General features: G+C 72.2%; 23 protein-coding genes. 12 read left to right on the plus strand and 11 right to left on the minus strand.

Annotated features, from left to right (window positions below; translation table 11 throughout):
- Positions 1–3 precede the first annotated feature (3 nt).
- Positions 4–708, minus strand: coding sequence for an NADPH-dependent F420 reductase (npdG, locus tag BZB76_RS15915; RefSeq protein ID WP_121435139.1), 705 nt, complete (start codon positions 706–708; stop codon positions 4–6).
- 106 nt (positions 709–814) lie between these two features.
- On the opposite strand from npdG, the gene BZB76_RS15920 reads away from it, so the two are divergent.
- Positions 815–1411, plus strand: a complete 597-nt coding sequence (locus BZB76_RS15920; protein WP_121435140.1) for a hypothetical protein — start codon at positions 815–817, stop codon at positions 1409–1411.
- Positions 1412–1430: 19 nt separating this feature from the next.
- On the opposite strand, the gene BZB76_RS15925 is transcribed toward BZB76_RS15920, so the two are convergent.
- Complete coding sequence (locus BZB76_RS15925; protein WP_121435141.1) at positions 1431–1610, minus strand: hypothetical protein; 180 nt, start codon at positions 1608–1610, stop codon at positions 1431–1433.
- A gap of 68 nt (positions 1611–1678) precedes the next feature.
- Here BZB76_RS15925 and map point away from each other — a divergent pair, with 68 nt between their 5' ends.
- Genes map through BZB76_RS15940 form a run of 3 tightly spaced genes read left to right on the plus strand, consistent with a single transcriptional unit; the run spans position 1679 to position 4389 of the window.
- The gene (gene map, locus BZB76_RS15930) at positions 1679–2530 is read left to right on the plus strand and encodes a type I methionyl aminopeptidase (protein ID WP_121435142.1); all 852 of its coding nucleotides are present in this window, start codon (positions 1679–1681) and stop codon (positions 2528–2530) included.
- A gap of 58 nt (positions 2531–2588) precedes the next feature.
- Positions 2589–3278, plus strand: a complete 690-nt coding sequence (locus BZB76_RS15935) for a ComEA family DNA-binding protein (protein WP_121435143.1) — start codon at positions 2589–2591, stop codon at positions 3276–3278.
- Between the two features lie 19 nt (positions 3279–3297).
- The gene (locus BZB76_RS15940; protein ID WP_121435144.1) at positions 3298–4389 is read left to right on the plus strand and encodes a DNA polymerase ligase N-terminal domain-containing protein; all 1092 of its coding nucleotides are present in this window, start codon (positions 3298–3300) and stop codon (positions 4387–4389) included.
- Here the strand turns inward: BZB76_RS15940 and BZB76_RS15945 are convergent.
- Positions 4373–4996, minus strand: coding sequence for an NAD(P)-dependent oxidoreductase (locus tag BZB76_RS15945; protein WP_121435145.1), 624 nt, complete (start codon positions 4994–4996; stop codon positions 4373–4375). The genes BZB76_RS15940 and BZB76_RS15945 overlap by 17 nt on opposite strands.
- A gap of 88 nt (positions 4997–5084) precedes the next feature.
- Between BZB76_RS15945 and BZB76_RS15950 the strand changes: the two genes are divergently transcribed.
- Both BZB76_RS15950 and BZB76_RS15955 read left to right on the plus strand, forming a co-directional pair.
- Entirely contained in the window at positions 5085–5435 is a 351-nt protein-coding gene (locus BZB76_RS15950; RefSeq protein WP_121435146.1) for a winged helix-turn-helix transcriptional regulator, read from the plus strand.
- 175 nt (positions 5436–5610) lie between these two features.
- Positions 5611–6327: a metal-dependent hydrolase gene (locus BZB76_RS15955; protein WP_211343022.1), complete on the plus strand. Its 717-nt coding sequence runs from the start codon at positions 5611–5613 to the stop codon at positions 6325–6327.
- A 10-nt stretch (positions 6328–6337) separates the two neighbouring features.
- On the opposite strand, the gene BZB76_RS15960 is transcribed toward BZB76_RS15955, so the two are convergent.
- The 3 genes from BZB76_RS15960 to BZB76_RS15970 are packed head-to-tail and all read right to left on the minus strand — an operon-like array spanning position 6338 to position 8978.
- Positions 6338–6868 carry a hypothetical protein gene (locus BZB76_RS15960; protein WP_121435147.1) on the minus strand — a complete coding sequence of 177 codons (531 nt, stop codon included), beginning with the start codon at positions 6866–6868 and terminating at the stop codon, positions 6338–6340.
- A complete protein-coding gene (locus BZB76_RS15965; RefSeq protein ID WP_211343023.1) occupies positions 6865–8307 on the minus strand; it encodes a sensor histidine kinase in 1443 nt (480 codons plus the stop codon). Before BZB76_RS15965 ends, BZB76_RS15960 begins: the two co-directional genes overlap by 4 nt.
- Positions 8304–8978, minus strand: coding sequence for a response regulator transcription factor (locus BZB76_RS15970; protein ID WP_121435148.1), 675 nt, complete (start codon positions 8976–8978; stop codon positions 8304–8306). The genes BZB76_RS15965 and BZB76_RS15970 overlap by 4 nt, the downstream gene beginning before the upstream one ends.
- 101 nt (positions 8979–9079) lie before the next feature.
- Here BZB76_RS15970 and BZB76_RS15975 point away from each other — a divergent pair, with 101 nt between their 5' ends.
- Complete coding sequence (locus tag BZB76_RS15975) at positions 9080–10531, plus strand: hypothetical protein (RefSeq protein ID WP_121435149.1); 1452 nt, start codon at positions 9080–9082, stop codon at positions 10529–10531.
- A 70-nt stretch (positions 10532–10601) separates the two neighbouring features.
- Here the strand turns inward: BZB76_RS15975 and BZB76_RS15980 are convergent, their stop codons facing one another.
- The 4 genes from BZB76_RS15980 to BZB76_RS15995 all read right to left on the minus strand — a co-directional run bounded on the left by BZB76_RS15980 (position 10602) and on the right by BZB76_RS15995 (position 16089).
- Positions 10602–11261: a response regulator gene (locus BZB76_RS15980; protein WP_121435150.1), complete on the minus strand. Its 660-nt coding sequence runs from the start codon at positions 11259–11261 to the stop codon at positions 10602–10604.
- On the minus strand, positions 11258–12493 hold the full coding sequence (locus BZB76_RS15985; protein WP_246006977.1) for a sensor histidine kinase: 1236 nt from the start codon (positions 12491–12493) through the stop codon (positions 11258–11260). Before BZB76_RS15985 ends, BZB76_RS15980 begins: the two co-directional genes overlap by 4 nt.
- A gap of 61 nt (positions 12494–12554) precedes the next feature.
- Entirely contained in the window at positions 12555–14627 is a 2073-nt protein-coding gene (locus tag BZB76_RS15990) for a cytochrome c oxidase assembly protein (RefSeq protein ID WP_121435151.1), read from the minus strand.
- A gap of 163 nt (positions 14628–14790) precedes the next feature.
- On the minus strand, positions 14791–16089 hold the full coding sequence (locus BZB76_RS15995) for a helix-turn-helix domain-containing protein (protein WP_121435152.1): 1299 nt from the start codon (positions 16087–16089) through the stop codon (positions 14791–14793).
- Positions 16090–16258: 169 nt separating this feature from the next.
- On the opposite strand from BZB76_RS15995, the gene BZB76_RS16000 reads away from it, so the two are divergent.
- The 4 genes from BZB76_RS16000 (at position 16259) to BZB76_RS16015 (ending at position 20159) form a co-directional block, all read left to right on the plus strand.
- Positions 16259–17704 carry an NCS2 family permease gene (locus BZB76_RS16000; RefSeq protein ID WP_121435153.1) on the plus strand — a complete coding sequence of 482 codons (1446 nt, stop codon included), beginning with the start codon at positions 16259–16261 and terminating at the stop codon, positions 17702–17704.
- 143 nt (positions 17705–17847) lie between these two features.
- Positions 17848–19014 (plus strand): glycerate kinase, encoded by a 1167-nt coding sequence (locus BZB76_RS16005; protein ID WP_420534782.1) that lies wholly within the window; start codon positions 17848–17850, stop codon positions 19012–19014.
- A gap of 257 nt (positions 19015–19271) precedes the next feature.
- Positions 19272–19772, plus strand: a complete 501-nt coding sequence (locus tag BZB76_RS16010) for a hypothetical protein (protein WP_121435154.1) — start codon at positions 19272–19274, stop codon at positions 19770–19772.
- 120 nt (positions 19773–19892) lie between these two features.
- Complete coding sequence (locus tag BZB76_RS16015) at positions 19893–20159, plus strand: hypothetical protein (RefSeq protein WP_147449446.1); 267 nt, start codon at positions 19893–19895, stop codon at positions 20157–20159.
- A gap of 255 nt (positions 20160–20414) precedes the next feature.
- On the opposite strand, the gene BZB76_RS16020 is transcribed toward BZB76_RS16015, so the two are convergent.
- A complete protein-coding gene (locus BZB76_RS16020) occupies positions 20415–20747 on the minus strand; it encodes a hypothetical protein (protein ID WP_121435156.1) in 333 nt (110 codons plus the stop codon).
- 1232 nt (positions 20748–21979) lie between these two features.
- Between BZB76_RS16020 and ald the strand changes: the two genes are divergently transcribed.
- A complete protein-coding gene (ald, locus tag BZB76_RS16025) occupies positions 21980–23095 on the plus strand; it encodes an alanine dehydrogenase (protein WP_121435157.1) in 1116 nt (371 codons plus the stop codon).
- Positions 23096–23157: the final 62 nt, after the last annotated feature.

The following is a 23157-nucleotide window of genomic DNA, read 5'->3' on the forward strand; positions in this document are numbered from 1 at the left end:
CGCTCAGACGTCGGTGACGCGCAGGCCCGCGTGGGCCTTGTAGCGACGGTTGATGGAGATGAGGTTGGCGGTGAGCGCCTCGACCTGGTGGGCGTTGTGCAGGCGCCCGCCGTAGACGCCGCGCATGCCGGGGACGCGGCCCGCGAGGGCCTGGACGAGGTCCGTCGCCTCCCGGTCGTTTCCGAGGACGAGGACGTCCAGTTCCATCTCGGCCACGCCCGGGTCGAGCAGCAGCTTCGCGGAGACGTGGTGGAACGCGGCGACGACGCGGCTGTCGGGCAGGACGGCGGCGGCCTGCTCGGCGGCGCTGCCCTCCTCGACGGGCAGCGCGAACGCGCCCTTGCCCTTCTCGAAGCCGAGCGGGTTCACGCAGTCGACGACGATCTTGCCGATGAGTTCTGCGCGCAGCGACTCCAGCGTGGCCCGGTGCCCGTCCCATGGCACCGCGACGATGACGACGTCGGACCGTCCGGCGGCCTCCGCGTTGTCGGCGCCGGAGACGGGCAGGTCCGTGTCCGCCCCGGAGGTGAGTTCGTCGGCCGCGGCCTGGGCGCGTTCGGCCTTGCGCGAGCCGAGCGTCACCCGGTGTCCGGCGAGCGCGAACCGGCGCGCGAGCCCCTTGCCCTGGTCCCCGGTGCCGCCGAGGATGCCGATCGTCAGGCCGCTCACGTCGGGGAGGTCGTGAGCCGTCTTCTGCTGCTCCGTCATGCCGCCGAGTCTGCCAGGCGGGCCGGTCGGCGGCGCGCGCCGGGGCCGCGTACATCACCGCGTACATCACGGAAAGGGGCCTGTCACGACGGCCTGGTGGGGCACCATGGTCACCGTGGACGCCGAGCAGATCGTCATGTTGCGCGAGGTCCTGTCGACGACGGGCTGGCTGGAGCGGACCGCTGAGTTCGGCCGCGCGTTGCGGGTCACGTCCCGTACACCGGGCGGGTTACTCCTCGTCGGCACGCCCGGCGACGATCCCTGGCATCTGGCGGCGCATCTGGACGACGAGAGCCGGCTCGGCGACGCCCCCGGCCTCGCGCCGACGCTGGTGCGCTGGGCGCCGCCCCCGGACGCGCCCCCGCACCTGCGGATCGGTCCGGCGCGGCTGGAGGCGGCGCGGCGCGGCGAGACGCTGCTGGTCGTCGCGGAGGACGACGCGCCCGTCCCGTTGCTGGAGCGGGTGGACGACGCCCGCCGCGTGGGGGCGACCATCCTGGCCCTGGAGGGCGGCGACCGCGAGTTGCGGGGCCTGGCCCACGAGGCGCTGACCGTCCCGCCGGAGGAGACGCTCCTGTCGTTCGACGGCGCGCAGCATCTGGTCAGCGCGGCGGCCGGGCAGGAGCCGGCGCGGACCCCGCGGGGGCTGCGCAGCCGCCTCGCAAGACTGCTCGACGCGGTGTCCGGGCCCGTCGTCGACTGAACGGCTCCGGCCCCTCGCCCTAGTCGTCGGCGTTCTGTTCGCGCCAGGCCTCGTTGCGTTCGCGCGCCCGGTCGAGGGCGCCCGCGGCGGCGCCTTCGGACTCGTAGGGGCCCATGCGGTCCTTGCCAGGGCAGCCGGGCCCGTGCTCGACCTTCATGTGCTTCAGGCAGAACCACCAGTCACCGTCGTCACCGGCCATCGGCGCTCCTTTCGATCTTGCGTCGGCTCGGGATTCGTTGCCGCGATCCCGCTGACTACACTTTCACCATGACGACCCAGCTTCTCCGGCCCGGACACGTTTCCCCCATGCGCAAGGTCCCGTCGAACATTCCGCGGCCCGAGTACGTGGGGAAGAAGCGCCCGAAGACCGGCGAGCCCGACGTGAAGACGCCCGAGATCATCGAGCGGATGCGGGTGGCCGGGAAAATCGCCGCACAGGCGCTGGAGGAGGTCGGGCGGCACGTCCGGCCGGGCGTCACGACCGACGAACTGGACGTCATCGGGCACGAGTTCCTCCTCGACCACGGCGCCTACCCGTCCACGCTGGGCTACCGCGGCTTCCCCAAGTCGCTGTGCACGTCGATCAACGAGGTGATCTGCCACGGCATCCCGGACGACACGGTCCTGCGCGACGGCGACATCGTCAACGTCGACATCACCGCGTTCATCGGCGGCGTGCACGGTGACACCGACGCCACGTTCCTGTGCGGTGACGTGGACGAGGAGTCGCGGCTGCTGGTGGAGCGGACCCGGGAGGCCATGATGCGCGGCATCCGGGCGGTGCGGCCGGGCCGGGCGCTGAACGTGATCGGACGGGTGATCGAGTCGTACGCGAAACGGTTCGGGTACGGGGTCGTCCGCGACTTCACCGGGCACGGGATCGGCACGACGTTCCATTCCGGGCTGGTCGTCCCGCACTACGACGACCCCCACGCCACCACGATCATCGAGCCGGGGATGACGTTCACGATCGAGCCGATGCTGACGCTCGGCACGCACGACTACGAGATCTGGAAGGACGGCTGGACGGTCGTCACCAAGGACCGCAGGCGCACGGCGCAGTTCGAGCACACGCTGCTGGTGACCGAGGACGGCCACGAAATACTCACCCTGCCGTGACAGACCTCTTGATCTAGAGTCCGATTCGTCCCACTGCCGGTCGGGAGACCCTCAAGAGATGAACGCCCCAGCGCCGTACGAGCCGAGGATCCCGTCCGACAGTATGCCGCCGGGGCGCGCGGCGCTCAGCGTGACATGGGCGGCGCTGCCGTTCCTGACCCTCGGCTACGCCACCCCGTTCACGTTCGCGGCGGCGGCGCTGTGGCGGCGCAGCGTCCATCTGCTGGTCTCCACCGCCGCCTACCTCGGCGTCTTCGTGGTGATGCTGTTCCTGCTCCCCGACCTCCGGAAGGACGGCGGCGCCGAGGGCATGGTCGGGGTGCTGCTGTTCATCCTGGCCGTGGTGGGATGCGCGCACGCCTTCCTCATCCGCCGCCGGGTGTTCGACCCGCACGGGCTGTCGGCCGTCGACAACGAGGCCGTCGTGGAGCAGGTCAAGCGGCGGCGGCTGCTGCGGGACAAGGCGCGGGAGCTGGCGGAGACCGATCCGGGCCTGGCTAAGGAGCTGCGGATCGGACGTCCCGACCTGCCGCGCCAGTACAACGACGGCGGGCTCGTCGACGTCAACCACGCTCCGGCGGAGGCGCTGACGCTGCTGCCCGGCATCACTCCGGAGCTGGCGGCGAAGATCGAGCGGGTGCGGGCCGAGACGGGCGGGTTCATGTCCGCCGAGGAGCTGTCCGCGGTGGCGGGCCTGCCCCCGGACCTCACCGGCGGCCTCGTCGACCACGCCGTCTTCATCCGCTGATCTCGGGTACGAACCGGGCGTGACCCCGAAGAAGCGCAAGAGCACTGACGTAGACGACGAAAAGGACGAAAAGGACGCCGAGCGAGATCGGCTCGCCGAGTACCGGGGCAGGCGCGACCCGGGGAGGACGCCGGAGCCCGTGCCGCGTGAGGCGGCGGTGCCGCGCGGCGACGACGACACGTTCGTCGTCCAGGAGCATCACGCGAGCAGCCTGCACTGGGATCTGCGGCTGGAACGCGACGGCGTGCTCGTGTCGTGGGCCGTGCCGAAGGGCCTGCCGTGGAGCCCCGACACGAACCATCTCGCCGTGCACACCGAGGACCACCCGCTGGAGTACGCGACGTTCGAGGGCGAGATCCCGCGCGGCGAGTACGGCGCCGGAACGATGACCATCTGGGACTCGGGCACGTACGAGACGGAGAAGTGGTCCGAGCGCGAGGTGAAGATCGTCATTCATGGCGCGCGGGTCTCGGGCCGGTACGTGCTGTTCCGGACGGGCGGCAAGAACTGGATGATCCACCGGATGGACCCGCCCGCGGACCCGGAGGCCGAGCCGCTGCCGGAGGCACTGCGCCCGATGCGTCCGGTGGAGCGGAACCGGCTGCCCCGCGACCAGGACGCGTGGGCCTTCGAGTTCGCCTGGGGTGGCCGGCGGTTGGTCGCCTACGTCGAGGGCGGCCGGACGCGGTTCACCGACGACCGGGGCCGCGCCGTCGACGGTCCCGGCGGGCTGGGGTCACGGCTCGGCGCCGCGCTCGGCGCCCGGCCCGCGCTGCTGGACGGGGAACTCGCCGTCCTGGAGGGCCGCGAGATCTACATGATCTACGACATGGGGCATCTGGACGGACGGTCGCTGCTGGAGGTGCCGTACCGGGAGCGGCGGGAGCGGCTCGACGCCCTTGAACTGTCCGGAGCGCGGTGGCAGACCGCGCCGTGGTTTCCCGGCGACGGCGACGCGGTGCGCGACGCCGCCGCCGGGCAGGGGCTCCCGGGTGTGGTCGCCAAGCGCCTCGACTCGGGGTACGAGCCGGGCGAGGAGTCCGACGCCTGGCGTTTCGTGCCCGGCTCGCCTACTGGACGACCTGGTGGGCGGCCTAGTAGGCGACGGTGATGCGGCGCCGGACGGCCTGGTTCTTCTCCAGCTCGTCCACGAGCGCGACGGCGTAGTCCTCGGCGCTGATGGTGCTGTTGCCCTCGTCGTCGGTGAGCAGTTCGTCACCGCCCAGCCGGAAGGTGCCGGTGCGCTCGCCGGGCTGGATCAGGGCGGCGGGCGAGATGTAGGTCCAGTCGAGGTCGGCGGCCTCGGCCCGGACGAGCTCCAGAAGTTCGCCCTGCGCCAGCGCCTCGGGCTTGTACGCGTCGGGGAAGGAGGGCGAGTCGACGTGTCGACCGCCGCCCGCGACCCGCAGGCTGCCCGCGCCGCCGACCACGACGAGACGCCGCACGCCCGCCCGCCGCAGCGCGTCGAGCACGCCGCGCCCGGCCTCCAGCAGCGGGCCGGCGGGGTCCGACCCGTCCCGCGGGGGCGCGACGGCCAGGACGACGGCGTCGTGGCCCTTGGCGAGCCCGGCGATCGCCTCGGCGTCGCCCGCCTCGGCCTTGGCCGTGCCCTCGTTCCCGCCGCGGGTGACGCCGGTGACCTCGTGGCCGCGGCGGCGGGCCTCGTCCGCGATCCGCCGCCCGATCATTCCGGTGGCGCCGATCAACAGAATCTTCATGTGACCTCCTCGGACGTCGTGGATCGCGAGTGACGGTATCCACGAGAAACTGGTTACTTCAACGTTCCACCGGTACCCTCTGGAAACCATGAAGGGCAACGCTTTCGACCCCAACTGCCCGACCCGGCTCGTCCTGGATCGCATCGGCGACAAGTGGTCTGTACTGGTGGTGCTCAGCCTGAGCGACGGGCCCCGCCGATTCACCCAGCTCCGCGACATGATCGGCGGTGTCACCCCGAAGGTCCTCACCCAGACCCTGCGCGCGATGGAACGCGACGGCCTCCTCACGCGACGGGTGTTCGCCGAGGTCCCGCCGCGGGTGGAGTACTCGCTGACACCGCTCGGCCAGTCCCTCCGGACCCCGATCGGCGCCATCGCGGAGTGGGCGGAGGAGAACGTCGAGGCCGTCATCGCGGCCCGCGAACGCACCCCCGTCTGACCCGGAACCGGCACGAAGGCGGCGCGGAACCGGCACCGAGCGTCCCGCATCAAATGGGCATAGCGCCCGGTTCGGCGCGTCGCCGTCGAAATCCACCGGTCGCGGGTTAGAGTCCCGCTCGGACACGGCGGCGGGACGTGCCGGAAGGGCGTGCTGGAAGGCGGGGACGGGCACCATGATGGGCAAGACGCACGCCCTCAGCGGCGCGCTGGCATGGCTGGCCGCCGTGCCGGTGATCGCGCAGGAGCGGCTGCTCGGCGACTACGCGGTGTCGCTGTCGGCGGAACAGGTCGCGGCGGGCGCCGTGGTGTGCGCGGGCGCGGCGATCCTGCCCGACATCGACCATCACAACGGGCGCATCGCCAACACGTTCGGGCCCATCACCCAGCACATGTGCAAGTGGATCGGAAAGCTGTCGGGCGGGCACCGGCAGGCGACCCACTCCCTGGTGTTCGCGGTCGCGATGGGTCTGTTGATGGACTTCCTCGCGACCGACTACGAGTACGTCTGGTGGGCCTGCCTGTTCATGATCGTCGGCTTGGGGCTGCGGGGCATCGGCCTCGACTTCGAGGGCAAGGAGCCACAGTCGGCGCTGGCCGACTGTGCCCTCGCCCTCATCGCCGTCTGGCTCATGCACAAGATCGACATGAGTTTCGTCGGTTTCGCGGTCGGGCTCGGGTGCTTCGCGCATGTCGTCGGCGACTGTCTGACGCCTAGGGGATGTCCGGTGTTCTGGCCGCTTCCGTACCGGCTCGACGTCCCGGTCATCCCGAGAACGGACGGCAAGGTGGAGCGCTGGGTCGTGATGCCCGTCCTCACCCTCGGCATCGCCGTCCTCGCCGTCCGATCGGTTCTCGGCGACGTCAGCGCCCAGTGGCTGACCCGGGGCTGAGCGGCGGCGGTCAGGGCAGCAGATCGGCGAACTGGCGGCAGTACACGAGCCTTCCCCCTCCACCGCCCGTGTTCGTGGCCTGGACCAGAATGACGCCTTCGATGCCGGGGACGGCCTCCGCGGTGCACGCGATCTGCGCGAGCGCCGTCCGTGACCAGGCCGGCGACAACGACCGGCCGGTCCCCTGGACGGCCAGCGGAGAATGCCCGTCGGAAGTCGACCCGAGACCGTCGCTGACGGCCTGGACGGTCAATGCGCGACGCACCTCGGTGCGCAGTCCCAGGGCCCGTTCCCGGGGCGTCGTCGGGACGTGCAGTTGCTCGACCGCCAGATACGGCCGTCCGGGGACGCCGGGCCTCGTGACCGGCCGCAGCATCCCGCCGCGCACGAGATAGATGGTGATCGTGTCGGCGTACCCGCGGGCGAAGGGCGGGTCGCCCGCGTCGACGATCCCGGTCGGCCGGATGCCGCAGCCGGACGCGGTCAGCACGACCGCCAGCGCCGTGAGCGCCGTCCACCGCGCGGCACGGACTCGGATCATGCGGGTTCCTCCTCGGGACCGGCGGGCAGCCAGAGCGTGAACACCGCGCCGCCGTCCGGGTCGTTGGCGGCCTCCAGGGTTCCGCCGTGCAGCACGGCGTTCTCGCGGGCGATGGACAGTCCGAGGCCGCTGCCGTCGCTGCGCGAGCGCGCGGCCTCCGCCTTGACGAACCGGTCGAACACCACGGCGATCAGGTCGTCCGGGAGGCCGGGTCCGCGGTCGGTGACGACGACCTCCACGCCCTCGACGCCCGCGCGCCCGACGCGGTCGAACCGCAGCGACACGGGCGGTCGTCCGTGCTTGAGCGCGTTCCCGGCGAGGTTGGCGAGGACGACGTCGAACCGCCGCGGGTCCAGCCGGGCGAACAGGTCCGCCGGGCCTTCGACCGTCACCCGCTCGCGCCATCCGCGCGCGGCCAGGGTCGCGACGACCGCGTCGAGGACGTTCACGTCGTCGAGGACGAGCACGGCGGCGCCCGCGTCGAAGCGGCTGATCTCGATGAGGTGCTCGACGAGCCGGCCCAGCCTGCGGGTCTCGTCCGCGACCAGCCTCGCCGCGCCGCCGTCCGCGTCCCCGTCCGCGGACGCCTGTTCCGCCAGGACGTCGGTCGCGGCGATCATCGAGGTCAGCGGGGTGCGCAGTTCATGGGACACGTCGGCGACGAACCGACGGGACGCGGCCTCCATCGCGCGCAGCTCGGTCACCGTCCGCTCCAGCGCGTCGGCCGTTCCGTTGAACGTGCGGGCGAGGTCGGCGAGCTCGCCGCGGCCCCGTACCTCCACACGCGTCTCCAGGTCGCCTTCGCCGAGAGCGCGGGCGGCGACGCCGAGCCGCCGCACCGGACGCAGCACGCCGCGGGTGGCGAGCAGCGCGAGGACGACCGCCGACGCCAGCGCCAGCGCGTCCGCGACCACCAGCGCGTTGGTGAGCAGGCGCAGGTCGGCGGCCTCCCGGCTCAGGCTCGCGGAGACGTACACCATCGGCGGCACGGTCCGGCGCGGCTCGTCGGCGGTCGTCACATAGCCGTCGAGGCGCGCGCCGACCAGCAGGTACGGCACTCCGTCCCGGAGGACGCGCTGGAAGACCACCTTGTTCATCGCGCGTCTGGCGAACTCGGTGGTGACGGGAACGTCCAGCTTGTTCCGGGGCGGCAGGTCGACACCGCCGTCCAGGCGCATGGGCACGGCCGCCGCCTTGCGCCCCGGGACCGCCTCCAGGGCCTCCTCCAGTTGAGCGCCGATCAGCGGGGTCACGTCCGGTGGCAGCTCGGCCGGGACCTGCCGGGTGAGGGTCTTGCGGACGTCGGTCAACACGGTGTCCTGGGCGCGGTGCAGCATCACGCGCCTGAGCAGGACGTAGGAGATGCCGGACGCCAGCAGCGCCGCCAGCAACGCGACCGCCGTGAACGCCGCCGTCAGCCGTGGCCGCAGGCCGATCACGGCGGCGCGAACCGGTAGCCGAAGCCCCGGACGGTCTCGATCAGGCGTGGCTCGGCGGGCTCGTCCTCGATCTTCGCGCGGACACGCTGGACGCAGGCGTCCACCAGCCGCGAGTCGCCCGGATAGGTGTGCTCCCAGACCTCCGACAGCAGGTGCTGCCGGGTGAGGGCCTGGCCGGGACGGCGGGTCAGCTCCAGCAGGAGCCGCAGCTCGGTCGGGGTGAGCCGCAGGTCCTTGGCGGCCTTGGTGACCTTGAGGGAGCTCCGGTCGATGACGAGGTCGCCGTAGACGGAGCGGTCGAGGCGGGTCTGGTCGGCGCGGCGTAGGACGGCGCGGATACGGGCGTCCAGTACGCGCGGCTCCACGGGCTTCACCACGTAGTCGTCCGCGCCCGCCTCCAGACCGAGGACGACGTCCAGGTCGTCGCCGCGTGCCGTCAGCAGGATCACGGGCAGCGAGTCCGTGCGGCGGATACGGCGGCACACCTCGATGCCGTCGATGCCGGGCAGCATCACGTCCAGGATCGCGATCTCGGGCCGGCGGGCGCGCAGGGCCTCCAGGCCGTCCTCCCCGCTGGCCCGGGACGTCACGCCGTGGCCCTGCCGGGTGAGCGCCAGCTCCAGCGCCACCCGCGCGGACGGATCGTCCTCGATGAACAGAATGCTCGCCACGCGCCCATTATTCGCCACACACGAGTACCAACCGGGTTCTGTCACAGGATCCGGACATGGCTCTCGCAAGACCTTGACAGACCGGTGGAACCGTCGGCGCCATGACGACCACACTCCTCCGGCCCGTCCGGACCGGCCGGCCCGCTCCCCCGCGCCGCATGACGCTCCTGCTCGTGGTGGGTGCCCTCGTCCAGGTGGTCGTCCGGCTGTGGTTCGCCCGGGACAGGACCGGCTCCGCCGCCAACCCGGACGAGAACGGCTACCTGACGGCCGCGCGGTGGCTGACCGGAGGACCCGGCGGCGACTTCTCCGGCCAGACCTTCTACCAGGGCGGCTACTCCCTGCTGCTGACGCCCGCGTACTGGCTGGCGGACGACCCGGTGACGGTCTACCGGATCGTCATGCTGATCAACGCCGTGGCCGGCGCGGCGCTGTTCCCGCTCGGATACGCGGCGGCGCGGCGGCTCGGCCTCACCCGCCACACGGCGGCGCCCCTGGCCTTCGCCGCCACGCTGCTGCCCGCCACGACGTTCTTCGGCTGCTTCGCGCTCGTGGACGCCGTCCTGCCGACGCTCGTCCTGGCGTGGCTGCTGGCCCTCGACCGGTTCGCCCGCGCCGGTCGCGGCGATTCTCCTACGGAAGGCGACATCCCCCGCCCCCCGGCGAAGGCCCACTGGGCCGCGATGTTCGGGAGCCTCGTCGCGTCGTACGCGGTGGCGGTCCACACGCGCGGGATGGTCGTCCTCGCCGTCCACGTCATCGCCCTCGTCGCCGTCGCGGCGATCGACCGCCGGAAGGTCCGGGCGGCGGTCGCGGGCGTCGGCGTCACGCTCGCCGGGTACGCGGCGGCCGCCGCGCTCAACGCGCAGATCCGCGACGCGCTGTATCCGGGCGGCATCCGGGACCTCGCCGGGATCCTGGAGTCGCGGCTCACCACCCTCTCGGGGCAGGGGTGGACGTGGGCGGGCGCCGCCGGGCAGATCTGGTATCTGATCGTCTCCACATGGGGGCTGGCGGGCATCGGGCTCGTCGTCGTCGCGGCGGCGCTGTCCCGGCGCGGTACCCCGGCCGCGGAGAAGGTCATGCCCGCCGTGCTGCTCGCCGTGACCTTCGGGATCGCGTACGCCTCGTCGGGCGCCCTGCCGGACGAGCACCGGGTGGGCAACTTCGCCTACGGCCGCTACCTGTCCTGCCTCGCCCTCGTCTACACCCTGGTCGGCGCGGCGGCGCTCGTCCGGTCGGGCGGCCGGACGGCCCTGACGCTCGTGGCGGCGTCCGCCCTCGCGATCCAGGTCACCGGGCTGTGGGTCCTCCTCCACGCGGGTGAGCGGCTCCGCACCCACAAGTTCATCGGGTTCGACTTCCCCGAGACCATGTTCCTGACCGGCGACCGCACCGCGTTGCACTTGCACGAGGCGGCGCTCGCCGCGAGCGTCCTGCTCTGCGGCCTGCTGGCCCTGTCCAGGCTGAGGGAACAACGCCATGCCGCGGCGGCCGTGGCCGCCGCCCTGGCCGGGGTCAACGTCGCGGCGATGACGTTCCTGATGGGCTGACCGGTTCTGATGGGCTGACCGGTTCTGATGGGCTGACCGGTTCTGATGGGGCGGGCGGCCGCCGTAGCGGTCAGCCGGGGGTGATGAAGGACGTCTCGTAGGCGAAGATCACGGCCTGGGTGCGGTCGCGGGCCTGGAGCTTGGCGAGGATGTTCCCGACGTGCGTCTTCACCGTCTGCGGGCTCACGAACAGCTCCTGGGCGATCTCGGCGTTGGAGTGCCCCTTGGCCATCAGCCGCAGCACGTCGCCCTCCCGCTCGGTGAGCTGCCCGTGCCAGGCCGCCCCGCTCGCCGTCCCGCCGTCGGACGGCCCGTGCTGGGCGGCCAGCTCCCGGATCGCCGCCGGGAACAGCAGGCTCTCCCCGTGCGTCACCATCCGGATCGCCTGGAGGATCTCCTCGGGCCTCGTCCGTTTGAGCAGGAAGCCGTTCGCGCCCGCCTTCAACGCGTCGTACACGTACTCGTCGTTCTCGAACGTCGTGACGACGATGATGCGGGGCGGCTCCGGCACGGTGGCCAGGATGTGGCGGGTGGCCTGGATGCCGTCGAGGCGCGGCATCCGCACGTCCATGAGGATCACGTCGGGGCGCAGCCGCCGCACCGCGTCGGGCACCTCCGCGCCGTCCGCGGCCTCCCCGACCACGGTCAGGTCGTCCTCGGCCTCGACGATGGCCGCGAGCCCCGCTCTGATCAACCGCTCGTCGTCGACCAGCAGAACCTTGATCGTCATGTTCCGGACCTTAGCGGCAACGAGACACGGAACCGCCAGTGGTCTCCGTCCGGCCCGGCCGTCATCTCGCCGCGCAGCACCGTGACGCGCTCACGGACGCCGCCGAGCCCGCGCCCGCCGCCGTGACCCGCGGCGGCGCCGCCCGGCGCGCCGAGCGGGTTGCTCATCTCCACCTCCAGCCGTTCGCGCTCCACCCCGAGCCGCAGCCGTACCGGGACCTTGCCCGCGTGCCGCAGCGCGTTCGTGAGGCCCTCCTGGACGATCCGGTACGCCTCCCGCGACACGGCCGCCGGGACGTGCTCCACCTCCGCGCCGACGTCCGCGTCGAGCTTCACCCCGGCGATCCTCGTCTGCTCCAGCAGCCGTCCGAGGTCCTTCAGCGTGGCCTGCGGTGCGGCGGCCCTGGAGGCGTCCTCCCGCAGCAGTCCGAGCACATGGTCGAGATCCTCCAGCGCGGCGCGGGCGGACTCCTCGATGGCGCCGAGCGCCTCCCGGGCGAACTCCGGGTCGGCGTCCAGCACCCGGCCCGCCGCGGCGGCCTGCAACGTCACCACGCTGAGGGCGTGCCCCACCGAGTCGTGCAGCTCCCTCGCCAGCCGGTTGCGTTCGGCGAGCTTGACGGCCCTGGCCTCCATCTCGGCGAGCCGGTCCGCGGCGGACGGCCCGAGAAGCCGCGGCGCCAGCCGGGACAGCAGCGCGCCCGCGCCGACGATCAGCGCGAGCAGCACGGCGAGCGACGCCAGCCCGGCGAGCGGTGCGGGCCACTGCGGCCAGGTCTCCGCCCACCCCCAGGCGGCGAGGAACGTCGTGTCCCAGTTCACCGTCGGCGCGAGGATCAGCACGATCGCGAACGGCGGGACGGCGAGGCTCAGCCCGCTGACCACCACCCCGGCGCCCAGGTGGACGGCGAACCACGCGCCCGTCCGGGCGCGCCTCTCCCACGACCGCGCGGGCGCCGGCACGATCGCCGTGGCCGGGCCCCTGAGCAGTTCCCTGGCGAGCGAGCCCTCCAGCAGCCGCACCGTCGGCACGAGCCCGGTGACGAACGTCGCCACCGCCGGGAACACCAGCAACATCAGCACGGCGTTGACGACCTGGTTGGCGACCGGCAGCACCGAGCCGAGGGTGATCCCGAGGAACCAGTACGGCATCAGCAGGGCGCCGCCCACGACGAGGTGGGACCAGCGCAGCCAGGTCGTCCGCTCGATCAGCGGCCGCAGCACGCGTGTCACGGAACCGATCCTCGCAGATCAGGCATCCCGGGCCCCTCCCCCGCGAGAGGGAGTCGCCGGCTCAGGACGAGGCGCCGTCGTCCTGCTCCTCGGCGGCGCGGTCGCGTTCGGCCAGCTTGGCGAGGCGGGCGTTGTAGGCGGCGAGCTCGTCGTCCTCGGGACGTCCGCCGCCCTTCGCGGCACGGTCGGCCTTGCGGTCGCCGCGCCGCGCCTGCCGCTGGTCGTCCATGTACCACTGGACCGCCAGGACGATCAGGACGATGAACGTCGGGATCTCGCCGAACGCCCACGCGATCCCGCCGCCGGTGTGCTGGTCCTCCAGGATCGTGGTGCCCCACGGCGGGTCCACGGACGCGTACCAGCCGCGTGCCAGAGCCTGGCTCAGGTTCATCAGCGCGATGCCGAAGAACGCGTGGAACGGCATCGTGACGAACAGCAGCAGGAGCCGCCCCGGGTAGGGCAGCTTCTTCGGCGCGGGGTCGACGCCGAGCAGCACCCAGAAGAACAGGAACCCGGCGAGCAGGAAGTGCGCCGTCATCGCGATGTGCCCGAGATGGTTGCGCATCGCGGACTCGAACAGCGGCGTGAAGTACAGCGCGAACGTGCTCACCACGAAGATGAACGTCGCCACCGCCGGATGCGCGACGACCGCGGCGACCCGGCTGTGCAGCATCGCGGTCAGCCATTCGCGCGGGCCACGGTCGCCGCGGACACGGGCCGGTTTGAGGGCGCGCAGCGCCAGCGTCACCGGCGCGCCGACGACCAGGAAGATCGGCGTCAGCATGTTCAGCACCATGTGCTGCACCATGTGCACGCTGAACAGGATCGGCGCGTACTTGGCGACACCGGTCTGGGTGGCCACGACGATGGTCAGCAGCCCGATGAACCAGGAGACGGCGCGCGCCATCGGCCAGCTGTCGCCGCGCCTGCGCAGCCGGACGAGGGCCGCGAGGTAGAGCCCGCCGAGGACGAGGACCAGCGCGGCGAAGAACAGGTCGAGCTGCCACAGCGTCGCCAGCCGCGCCGGGGTGATCTCCGGGGGCATCTCGTAGCCGAGCAGCGCCTTGACCACCGACTCCGGCTCGGCCGGGGCGGGCGGCGCGGTGCGGGCCAGCGCGACGGCGAGGCCGATGGCGGAGGCCATCACGACGATCTCGCCGGACGCGAACCGCGCGAACGCCCAGGGCCTGCCGTCCGCGAGCGCGGGCAGCGTCCGGGTCCGGTGCAGGTGACCGAACCAGCCCAGCGCGGCGAACGCGAGCATCTTGCCGAGGGCGAGCCTGCCGTAGTTCGTCTCGACCAGTTCGACCGGGTCGGGCAGCCGGGCGATCACGTTCACCAGACCGCTGGCGCCGACGGCGACGTAGCACCACAGGGCCATGCGGCTGAACCGGTCCGCCATGACGGGCAGCCGGTCGCGGCGGAGCAGGGCGTGCACACCGACGATGGCGAGACCGCCGACCCACGGCGCGACCGCGGCGACGTGCAGCGCGACCCCGGTCGTCGCGACGGTGTGGTTGGCGGCCGAGGCGGAGTGCCCGGTCAGCGGCGCGGGCAGCAGCGCGATCCCGGCCATCGCGAGCAGCCCGAACGCGGCGGCGGGCGTGGTGGTGGTGCGGGCCAGCAGCGCCACGACGACCGCGAGCAGCACCACGATCATCAGCGCGGTGCCCTGGGGCAATGACCCGACGTAGCTGCTCAGCTCGCTGCCGGTGAGGACCTGCTCGACGGGCTGGCCGAGAACGTCCGCGACGGTGAAGACCAGGGTCGCCGCGGCGGCGGCGGCCCAGGCGGCGGCGAACCAGGACGCGGCGTGCAGGTAGCCGACCGCGTCCTTGGACAGGCGGCCGGGCCCGCGCCCGCCGCCCTCGATGGGCAGTAGCGCGGCGGCGGCCAGCAGCGCGCCGACGGTCAGCGCGGACAGCAGGTCCATCGCGGTCCGGGACGCGGGCAGGCCCCACCGGGTGAGCTCACCGGCGTCGCCGAGCCCGGGAATGACCTTCTCGGTGACCGAGCCGCCGACGACGAGCCCGGTGACGAGGACGGTGCCTGCCGCGGCCGCCGCGATCGCGGCGGCCCGCAGGACGCGCAGGACGTTGTTCCTGTGCGCGTCCGTGGGTCCTTGGGTGGTCATGATCGGCCGGGTTCTCTGCGGGGTGACGGGGGCTGGCCCCTACCCTACTGAGCCCACGGCACCGGTCACGCCCGGGTTCGCGCCCGGCCCGGCGCCCGGCCCGGCGCCCGGCCCGATGCCAGACCTCGTGCCGGGCTCCGGCCGCCGCGCCGGGGCCGTCCGGTCACACGCCGACGCAGGTCAGGGCGCGGCGGTAGGCGGCCATGCGGGGCTCCTCGGCGGTGCCCGTCTCGGCCAGCACCTCGGCGAGGTCGAACCACGCCTGCGCGGCCTCCCTGGAGGACTCCATCTCCTCCAGGCAGGTGGCGGCGCGGGTCAGGACCTCCACGGCGCGGTCGCGGCGGCCGAGCCGCACCGACGCCTCGCCGAGCACGGTCAGGGCCCCGGCGGTGGCGCGGCGCGGCGCGTCCCCGAGCAGGTCGAGGGCCTCTTCGGCGAGCCGGACCGCCTCGGCGGGACGGCCGAGCGCCAGCTCCGCGCGGGCCAGCTCGGTCAGGCACCAGGCGACGTCGATCTCCCCGGACGCGCTGGCGTTGATCTCGTCCCGGACCCGGCCGAGCAGCTCACGGGCGCGGACGGCCTGGTCGGGCCGGGCGCGCAGCAGCAGCCCGGCGTAGATGACGCGCAGCCGGCTGAGGTTGCGGGGGTCCTCGCCGTCACCGGCGAGCATGAGCGCGCGTTCGGCGAGGGCGACACCGTCCTCGTACTCGCCGCGGATCTCGGCGACGTACGCCGCCTCCCAGAAGGCGACCATCCGGGCGCGGGCGCCGCCGATCCGCTCGGCCCGCTCGACGAGCTGCGTCGCGAGCTGCCGGGCGCGGACGAGGTCGCCGCGCTCGATGAACGCGGCGAGCAGCGCCGCGCCGATGTGCACGGCGGCGTCGGTGGAGTCGGCGCCGGTCGCGATGAGGTGCCGCAGCGCGTTCTCGGCGGCCCGCACGCCCGCGCTGATGTCGCCGCGCTCACGCAGGCAGCGGCTCAGCGCCACATGCACCTTCGCCCAGTGGTCGAGGTCGGTCTCGGCGGACGCCTCCTCGGTCAGCGCCGTCAGCTCGGCGATGGCCCGCTCGAGCTCGCCCGCCGCCTCCAGCGCGAGGGCGTGCCCCCACCGCGCCTGGTGCAGCATCTCCGGCAGGGCGACCGCGTCCGCGCTGGCGAGGACCTCGGCGAACCGGGCCCGTGCCTCGGCCGCCGCGCCGTTGCTCAGCGCGATCTCCGCGTAGTCGAGCGTGACGCGCAGCTCGTCCACGACGTCCTCGCTGACACCGCTGACGAGGTAGGTCGCCGAGCAGTTCAGCTTCGCCGCGAGGAGCTCCACGACGCTCGGGGCCGGGACGCGCTTGTCGGACTCGATCAGCGAGATGTAGCTGTCGGACAGCTCGGGGAAGGCGAGCTGCGCCTGGCTCACGCCCTGCCGGATTCGCAGGGCGCGGATGCGCTGCCCCAGTGTCTCCCGATCCATCGTTTGACCACCGCCTACGGAATGCTCGCCGACTGCGCGAGCGCGCGCAGGACGAGGATGAAGTCGACTCGATCCTCAGTGTGCCGAGATCACGGCCGGTCAGCAGGCTATACCGGCTAACCTGTGCACGCCATTTCGAGAACGCGCTGTGGAAGGCGGAGCTCCCTTCATGCCCGAGACCAACGCCGCCGCGACCGACGAATCACGGCCGCCGGGCGGAGGTGGACCGCTGGAACGGCTGTTCGGCCTCGCCGCGCGCCGGACGAGCGTGGCGCGTGAGCTGCGCGGCGGTGTGACCACGTTCTTCGCGATGGCCTACATCATCCTGCTGAACCCGATCATCCTCGGCGGGGCGAAGGACGTCACCGGGGCGACGCTGTCGATTCCGCAGCTCACGACGATGACGGCGCTGTCGGCGGCGATCGCCACGGTGATCATGGGGCTGGTGGGGAACGCGCCGCTCGCGCTCGCCGCGGGCCTCGGCATCAACGCGGTCGTGGCGTTCCAGGCGGCGCCGGTGATGACCTGGCCGCAGGCGATGGGCCTGGTGGTGATCGAGGGCGCGGTGATCGTGGTGCTGGCGCTCACCGGCATCCGCGAGCGGATCATGAACTCGATCCCGCTGGCGCTCAAGCACGCGATCGCGGTCGGCATCGGCGCGTTCATCGCGCTGGTCGGCTTCTACGACGCGGGGTTCGTCACCTCCAGCGCCACGAGCCCGCCGCTGTCCCTCGGCACCGGAGGTCATCTGGCGACATGGCCCGCGCTGGTGTTCGTCCTCACCCTGCTGCTGATGATCGTCCTGTACGTGCGGCGGGTGCCGGGCGCCATCCTGCTCAGCATCGTGGTCGGGACGGTCGCGGCCGTGGTCATCCAGGAGAACGCGTCCGTCAAGCAGGGCGGCTGGGGCGTCGTCACGCCGAACATGCCGGACGAGTTGTTCGCCGTCCCCGACTTCGGGCTGTTCGGCGAGTTCGACCTGTTCGGCGGGTTCGCCGAGGCCGGGATGATCACCGCGCTGGTCGTGCTGTTCACGCTGGTGCTGTCGGGGTTCTTCGACGCGATGGGCACGATCCTCGGGGTCAGCGACGAGGCGGGCCTGCTGAACGAGAAGGGCGAGGTGCCGCGGCTCGGCCGGATCCTGTCGGTGGACGGCGTGTCCGCCGCGTTCGGCGGTGTCACCAGCTCGTCCGCCAACACCGTGTTCGTGGAGTCGGCGGCCGGTGTCGGGGAGGGCGCGCGGACGGGCCTGGCCAACCTCGCCACGGGCGCGCTGTTCACGGTGACGCTGTTCCTCACGCCGCTCGCCGCGACCGTCCCGGCGCAGGCCGCGGCGCCCGCGCTGGTCGTCGTCGGCGCGCTGATGATGACGCAGGTCGCCAAGGTCGACTGGACCGATCCGGACCTCACCATCCCGGCGTTCCTCACGATCGTGCTGATGCCGTTCACCTTCTCGATCACGATCGGGATCGGCGGCGGGATGGTGAGCTACGCGCTGATCAAATCGGCGCGGGGCCGGTGGCGCGAGGTCTCGGTCTGGCTGTGGCCGGTGGTGGCGCTGTTCCTGATCTTCTTCGCGATCGAGCCGATCGAGGGGTGGCTCGGCGTCCGGTAGCGGCCGCGTCTCATGGTCCCGGAACGTTTCCGGGTAACTCTCCGTTCATTTCGCGGTTCCGGAGCCGCCGTCGGGTGTCAAATAGTGCCGACATGACGTAAGCAGAAGGTAGGGCCTTACCCCCCGGCGCGAAAGGCGTGGCTGTGGTGTCCGCGGACTCTCCCCCCCACCCGTCTCCGCCAGGTCATGTCCTCCTGGCGCCCGACAGGTTCCAGGGAGCGTTGACCGCGGCGCAGGCGGCGGGCCATCTGGCGGCCGGACTGCGCCGGATCCGGCCGGACGTGCCCCTGGTGGAACTGCCCGTGGCGGACGGCGGGGAGGGCACGGTCGACGCGGCGGTGGCGGCCGGATGGCGGCGGGTGGAGGTCGAGGTGTGCGGGCCGACCGGCCTTCCCGTCACCGCGCACCTGGCGGTGAACGGGCGCAGCGCCGTCGTGGAGCTGGCCGAGGCGTCGGGGGTGCGGCGGTTGCCGGACGGCAGGCCGCGTCCGCTCGTCGCGTCCAGCGTCGGGACGGGCCAGCTGCTCGCGCACGCGGTGCGGCTCGGCGCCCGCCGGATCGTCCTCGGGCTCGGCGGCGGCGCCTGCACCGACGGCGGCGCGGGCCTGGTGCAGGGGCTCGGCGGACGCCTGCTGGACGCCCTCGGCAAGGACCTGCCGCCCGGCGGCGCCGCGCTGCGCTCCCTGCACGCCCTCGACCTGCGCGGCCTGCCCGACATGTCGGGCATCGAGGTCGTGGTGGCGGGCGATCCCGCGGGGCCGCTGCTGGGCCGTTCCGGCGCCGCCGCCGTGGACGGGCCCCGGCGCGGCGCGTCCCGCGACGAGGTCCGGGTGCTGGACGCCGGGCTGCGCCGCTGGGCCGATCTGGCCGAGGCGGCGTCCCGGAAGACCGCCCGCGACGTTCCCGGGGCGGGGACGGCGGGCGGCGTCGCCTTCGCCGCGCTCACGTTCCTCGGCGCCACGATCGAGCCGGGCGCCTCCTTCATGCTCGACCTGCTCGGTTTCGCCGAGAAGGCGCGCGGCGCGCATCTGGTCGTCACCGGCGAGGGCTCGCTCGACGCGCGTTCGCTGCGGGGCACCGCGCCGGTCGGGGTGGCCCGCGCCGCGGCGCGCGCGGGCGCGCCGGTCATCGCCGTGGCGGGCAGACGCGGCCTCACCGGCGAGCAGCTGCGCAAGGCGCGGATCCAGGCGGCGTACGCGCTGGCCGACATCGAGCCGGACCCCGAACGCCGCGTCCGCCGGGCGGGGCCGCTGCTGGAGCAACTGACGGTCGCGATCGCCGACGAATGGCTTCCGCCGCCACCACCATGAGACTGGCCCGAACCGGACGGGGCCGAGCGAACCGGGCAATCGTGATCGACATTCAATTCGCCGCGTGGCCGTTCCCCTATCATGTCCGATTCGCGGGGTTTACTGGTAATAGGGGCGTGAGAGATACGCGGCGCCGGGGTTCGGGGCGCGCGCCGCGGCCGCCACCGTCCGTGATCGGGCGAGTCCAGTACCGGTGGTCTGGGCTGGTCGGCGGCCCTACACTTGGGGCCTGGGAGTGAGCACTGGAGAGAATCGGCATGGGCAGAATTCGCGATGAGGACTTCCTGCTCCTGTGGCGCGAACACGGGAAGGAACTGCCGTGGCGGGGGTACGCCCAGCGGCTGAGCGTGCTCGTCGACGACGAGGTGACGGAAAGCTACGTCCGGGTCTGGGTGCAGCGTAACCGCGACCGCCTCCGATCGGAGTACGGAATCACCGTCGGGGCGCGTCATGTCCGCGCCGACCGCGAATTCGAGGCGTGGCCGAACCTGCCGCGCCAGGAGCGCAATCAAAGCCTCTACCGGCTGCTGGAATACCATGCGCGGGCCCGGCAGCTCGGTGTCGAGAACCTCGCCGGGTCGATCCGCGACATGTACGTGACCGCCGTGCGCAACCTACGCGCCGACAATCAAATCATCCGGTACGACCCGGAATGCGGGCTGTACCGGTCGAGCCGCACCCCGGAAGAGGCGCTGGCCGATCCGCAGTACGAACGGATCTCCGAGCCGAAAGAATCCTACGCGGCCCGGCACGGGTAGAACACAAAACACATTGGACCCCATGTTGCCCTGTTGTCAGCGGGGTCACTCTTGTACGTTTGTGTTTGGAAGGCATCCTTAAGGGAAGCGCGCTACCACGCCGGGGTTGGGAGAGGCAGGGTGAGCGATATCGGGTCAGTGGCCTTCGCGCGGGAGATCGCCGACGCGAAACTCATCTCACCCGCGGGCGGCGCGATCGTCTTCGTGGCGAGCGGAATGCTCATCGCCTGCGACCGCCCGGACGACATCACCGAACAGGACAATGCCTGGTTGGACGAGGTATTGGACGGTTACGGCGTGACCGAACTGCCGCCGCCCTGTCATATCGACGAGGGTGAACTCGCGGGCTGGCGTTACTGGACGTTGCAACTGCCCGACCACGACTGACGCGCGCCGCGCGGACGGTCCACGTCCTTCTGGAATTGCCTGAAAGCCGCGCGGCCCGGCGGCCCGGACGGCTCCACCCTCGGTTCTCCGGCTCCGCCGGTTCTCCCGTTTCTTCCGCCGTGGTCGGTCCCGGTCTCCGGGCCGCGAAAGAAGGGACCGGGGCCGCCCCCGCGTGCCCCGGTCCCTCGCCGTGCGAGCCCTCGCCGAGGGCCCTCGCCGTGCTATTTCACGGTGTTATCTCGTTGTGCTCTCCTGTTATGCCGGACGGGCGGCCTCAACCGCGCGGCGGGGCCGCGACGGATACCGCGCCGTGCCGTGGGCGGGCACCCGCCTCTGGAGCACGCCCAGGCGCACGACCCGGAACGGGCTGGGCGCCCCCTCCGGCCACACCCCGTGCACCGTCAGCAGGCAGGCGCCGCACTGGGAGCACACCCGCAGCGGCTCCAGGAGCGACCGATCCGCCAGCCGTCCGAGGATGATCTCCAGCGTGGGGAGCTGCGCGCAGCCCCGCTGGGGCCCCTCGCACCGGTCCTGTTCGTGCCCGTCCTGTTCGTGCCCGCCCTTTTCGTGGCTGTCCTGTTCGTGCATGCCTGCCTCCCCTGTGACGTCCACGTCCGCGTCGCGCGGCCCGCTCGGGCGCGGACGCCGGTGTCTCGCAGCGCCTCAGCGGGCTTCCACACCCGCAGGCGCACGACCTGCGCCGACCGTCTCGCCAGCGCTCCAGCAGGATCGCGAGCGAGCAGATGAGCAGCGCCGCGAGCAGCGCCGAAAGCGCCGAATCGGCACCGCCATGGATCCGCTCGAAGCCGAGAATGATGGCGTTACCCTCCATGGCTCCTCTCTCCCGGCCGGGGGCCTGGAATGAGCCCGGCCACGGTCGCGATGCGGAGCCTATTGTTACATGGGCTAAAGACTCCACAGGTCACAGGAACATCTCTTTTACTTTGGCGATGGAACGCATGCCCGGGGACGAAAAAGGAGAATCAGCGCATGACCAATGAACCCGATCCACCCGGGGATCGGGTGAGGGCATGCGAAATACCCCGTTGTTCGACACGACGCCGGACAGGCGACTTCCGGAAAGCGGCGCACCCCCCGGCGCGAGGCCGGGGGGTGCGTATCGGCGGGGCGTCCGGCTCCAACCGGCAGCGCGGCGGCACTGCCGGGTCCCCCCGTGAGCGGACGCGCACCCGCGGACCGTGCCGGCACGGCGAACCGGCACGGTGGCTCCACGGCGAGAATCCGGCCGAACCGGCCTGCCCCCTCTCCCCCCGAAGAAGGGACAGGCCGGTCCCATCACCACGGTGCGGCCATCACACCCGCCCGGTCCGATCTCCGGACCGGGCGAGAACGACTATAGCCCACGTAACAACAGCGTGCAATCTCAAGCGAAAGCCCTGGATTACATGGCCAGAGCGCTTGCCGAGAAGGATTAGCCCATGTAACTTACTCATGTCTCACCGGGAAACCGGGGCCCGTCACAGAGGCTCGGCGGACCCGATTACCGGCCGAGACGCCGATTTCGGGCTCACTCCCAGGTAGCGACCGGTCGGCGAATACCGAGAGGCCCTCAGTTCCCGTGCACTGAGGGCCTCTCGTCGTGTGGCGCCACCGTTCGTCCGCCGCGCTCGCCCGCCGTCGCCCGCCGCGCCGCCCCTAACTCCCTGCGGGAATTACACCCTGTCATCAGGACCGGGGAGGAACTTACACACTGCAAGTGGGCACGACGTCGTCCGGCCACCACGCTGGAGACGTACCACCCGACGCACCACCTGACGCACCACCAGACGTACCACCGGTCACCGTCAACGGAGGCTCCCGTGAAGATCGGCGTCCCGCGCGAGGTCAAGAACCACGAGTACCGCGTGGCCATCACCCCGGCGGGTGTCCACGAGCTGACCCGCCACGACCACGAGGTGTTCGTCGAACGCGGCGCCGGGCTCGGCTCCGCCGTGCCCGACGACGACTATGTCGCCGCGGGCGCCAAGATCCTGGACGGACCGGACGAGGTCTGGGCCGAGGGCGACCTGATTCTCAAGGTCAAGGAGCCGATCGAGCCCGAGTACCCGCGGATGCGCGAGGGTCAGGTCCTGTTCACGTACCTGCACCTGGCCGCGTCCAGGGCCTGCACCGACGCGCTGCTGTCCGCCGGAGTGACCGCGATCGCGTACGAGACCGTCCAGCTCCCCGACCGCTCCCTGCCGTTGCTGGCCCCCATGTCGGAGGTCGCCGGCCGCCTCGCCCCGCAGGTCGGCGCCTACAACCTGATGGCGTCCAACGGGGGCCGCGGTGTCCTTCCGGGCGGGGTGCCCGGGGTGGCCCCGGCCAAGGTCGTCGTGATCGGCGGCGGCGTGTCCGGTCTCAACGCGGCGCAGATCGCCGTCGGCATGGGCGCGGACGTGACCGTCCTGGACGTCAACGTCGACCGCCTCCGCCACATCGACGCCATCTACCAGGGCCGCCTTCGCACGCTGGTGTCCAGCGCCTACTCCCTCGAGCAGGAGGCCCGCGCCGCCGACCTCGTCATCGGCGCCGTGCTGATCCCGGGCGCCAAGGCCCCCAAGCTGGTCTCCAACGACCTCGTCGCAAGCATGAAGCCGGGGTCCGTCCTCGTCGACATCGCCATCGACCAGGGCGGCTGCTTCGAGGACTCCCGCCCGACCACCCACGCCGACCCCACCTACAAGGTGCACGAGTCGCTGTTCTACTGCGTGGCGAACATGCCCGGTTCCGTCCCGAACACGTCCACGTACGCCCTCACCGGGGTCACGCTCCCCTACGCCGTCCAGATCGCCGACAAGGGCTGGGAAGGGGCCCTGCGGTCCAACGCGGCCCTGGCCCGCGGCCTCAACACCCACGCGGGCACGCTCGTCTACGAGCACGTGGCGGAGGCCCACAACCTCCCCCACACTCCCCTCTCCTCGATCCTGGAGTAGGCGCCGGGAGCACCGCCAGCGCATAAAGTACCCATAGGGGACGTCCCCCGAGGATTGCGAGG

The organism is Actinomadura pelletieri DSM 43383, assembly GCF_003634705.1.
GTDB classification, from domain to species: Bacteria; Actinomycetota; Actinomycetes; order Streptosporangiales; family Streptosporangiaceae; genus Spirillospora; species Spirillospora pelletieri.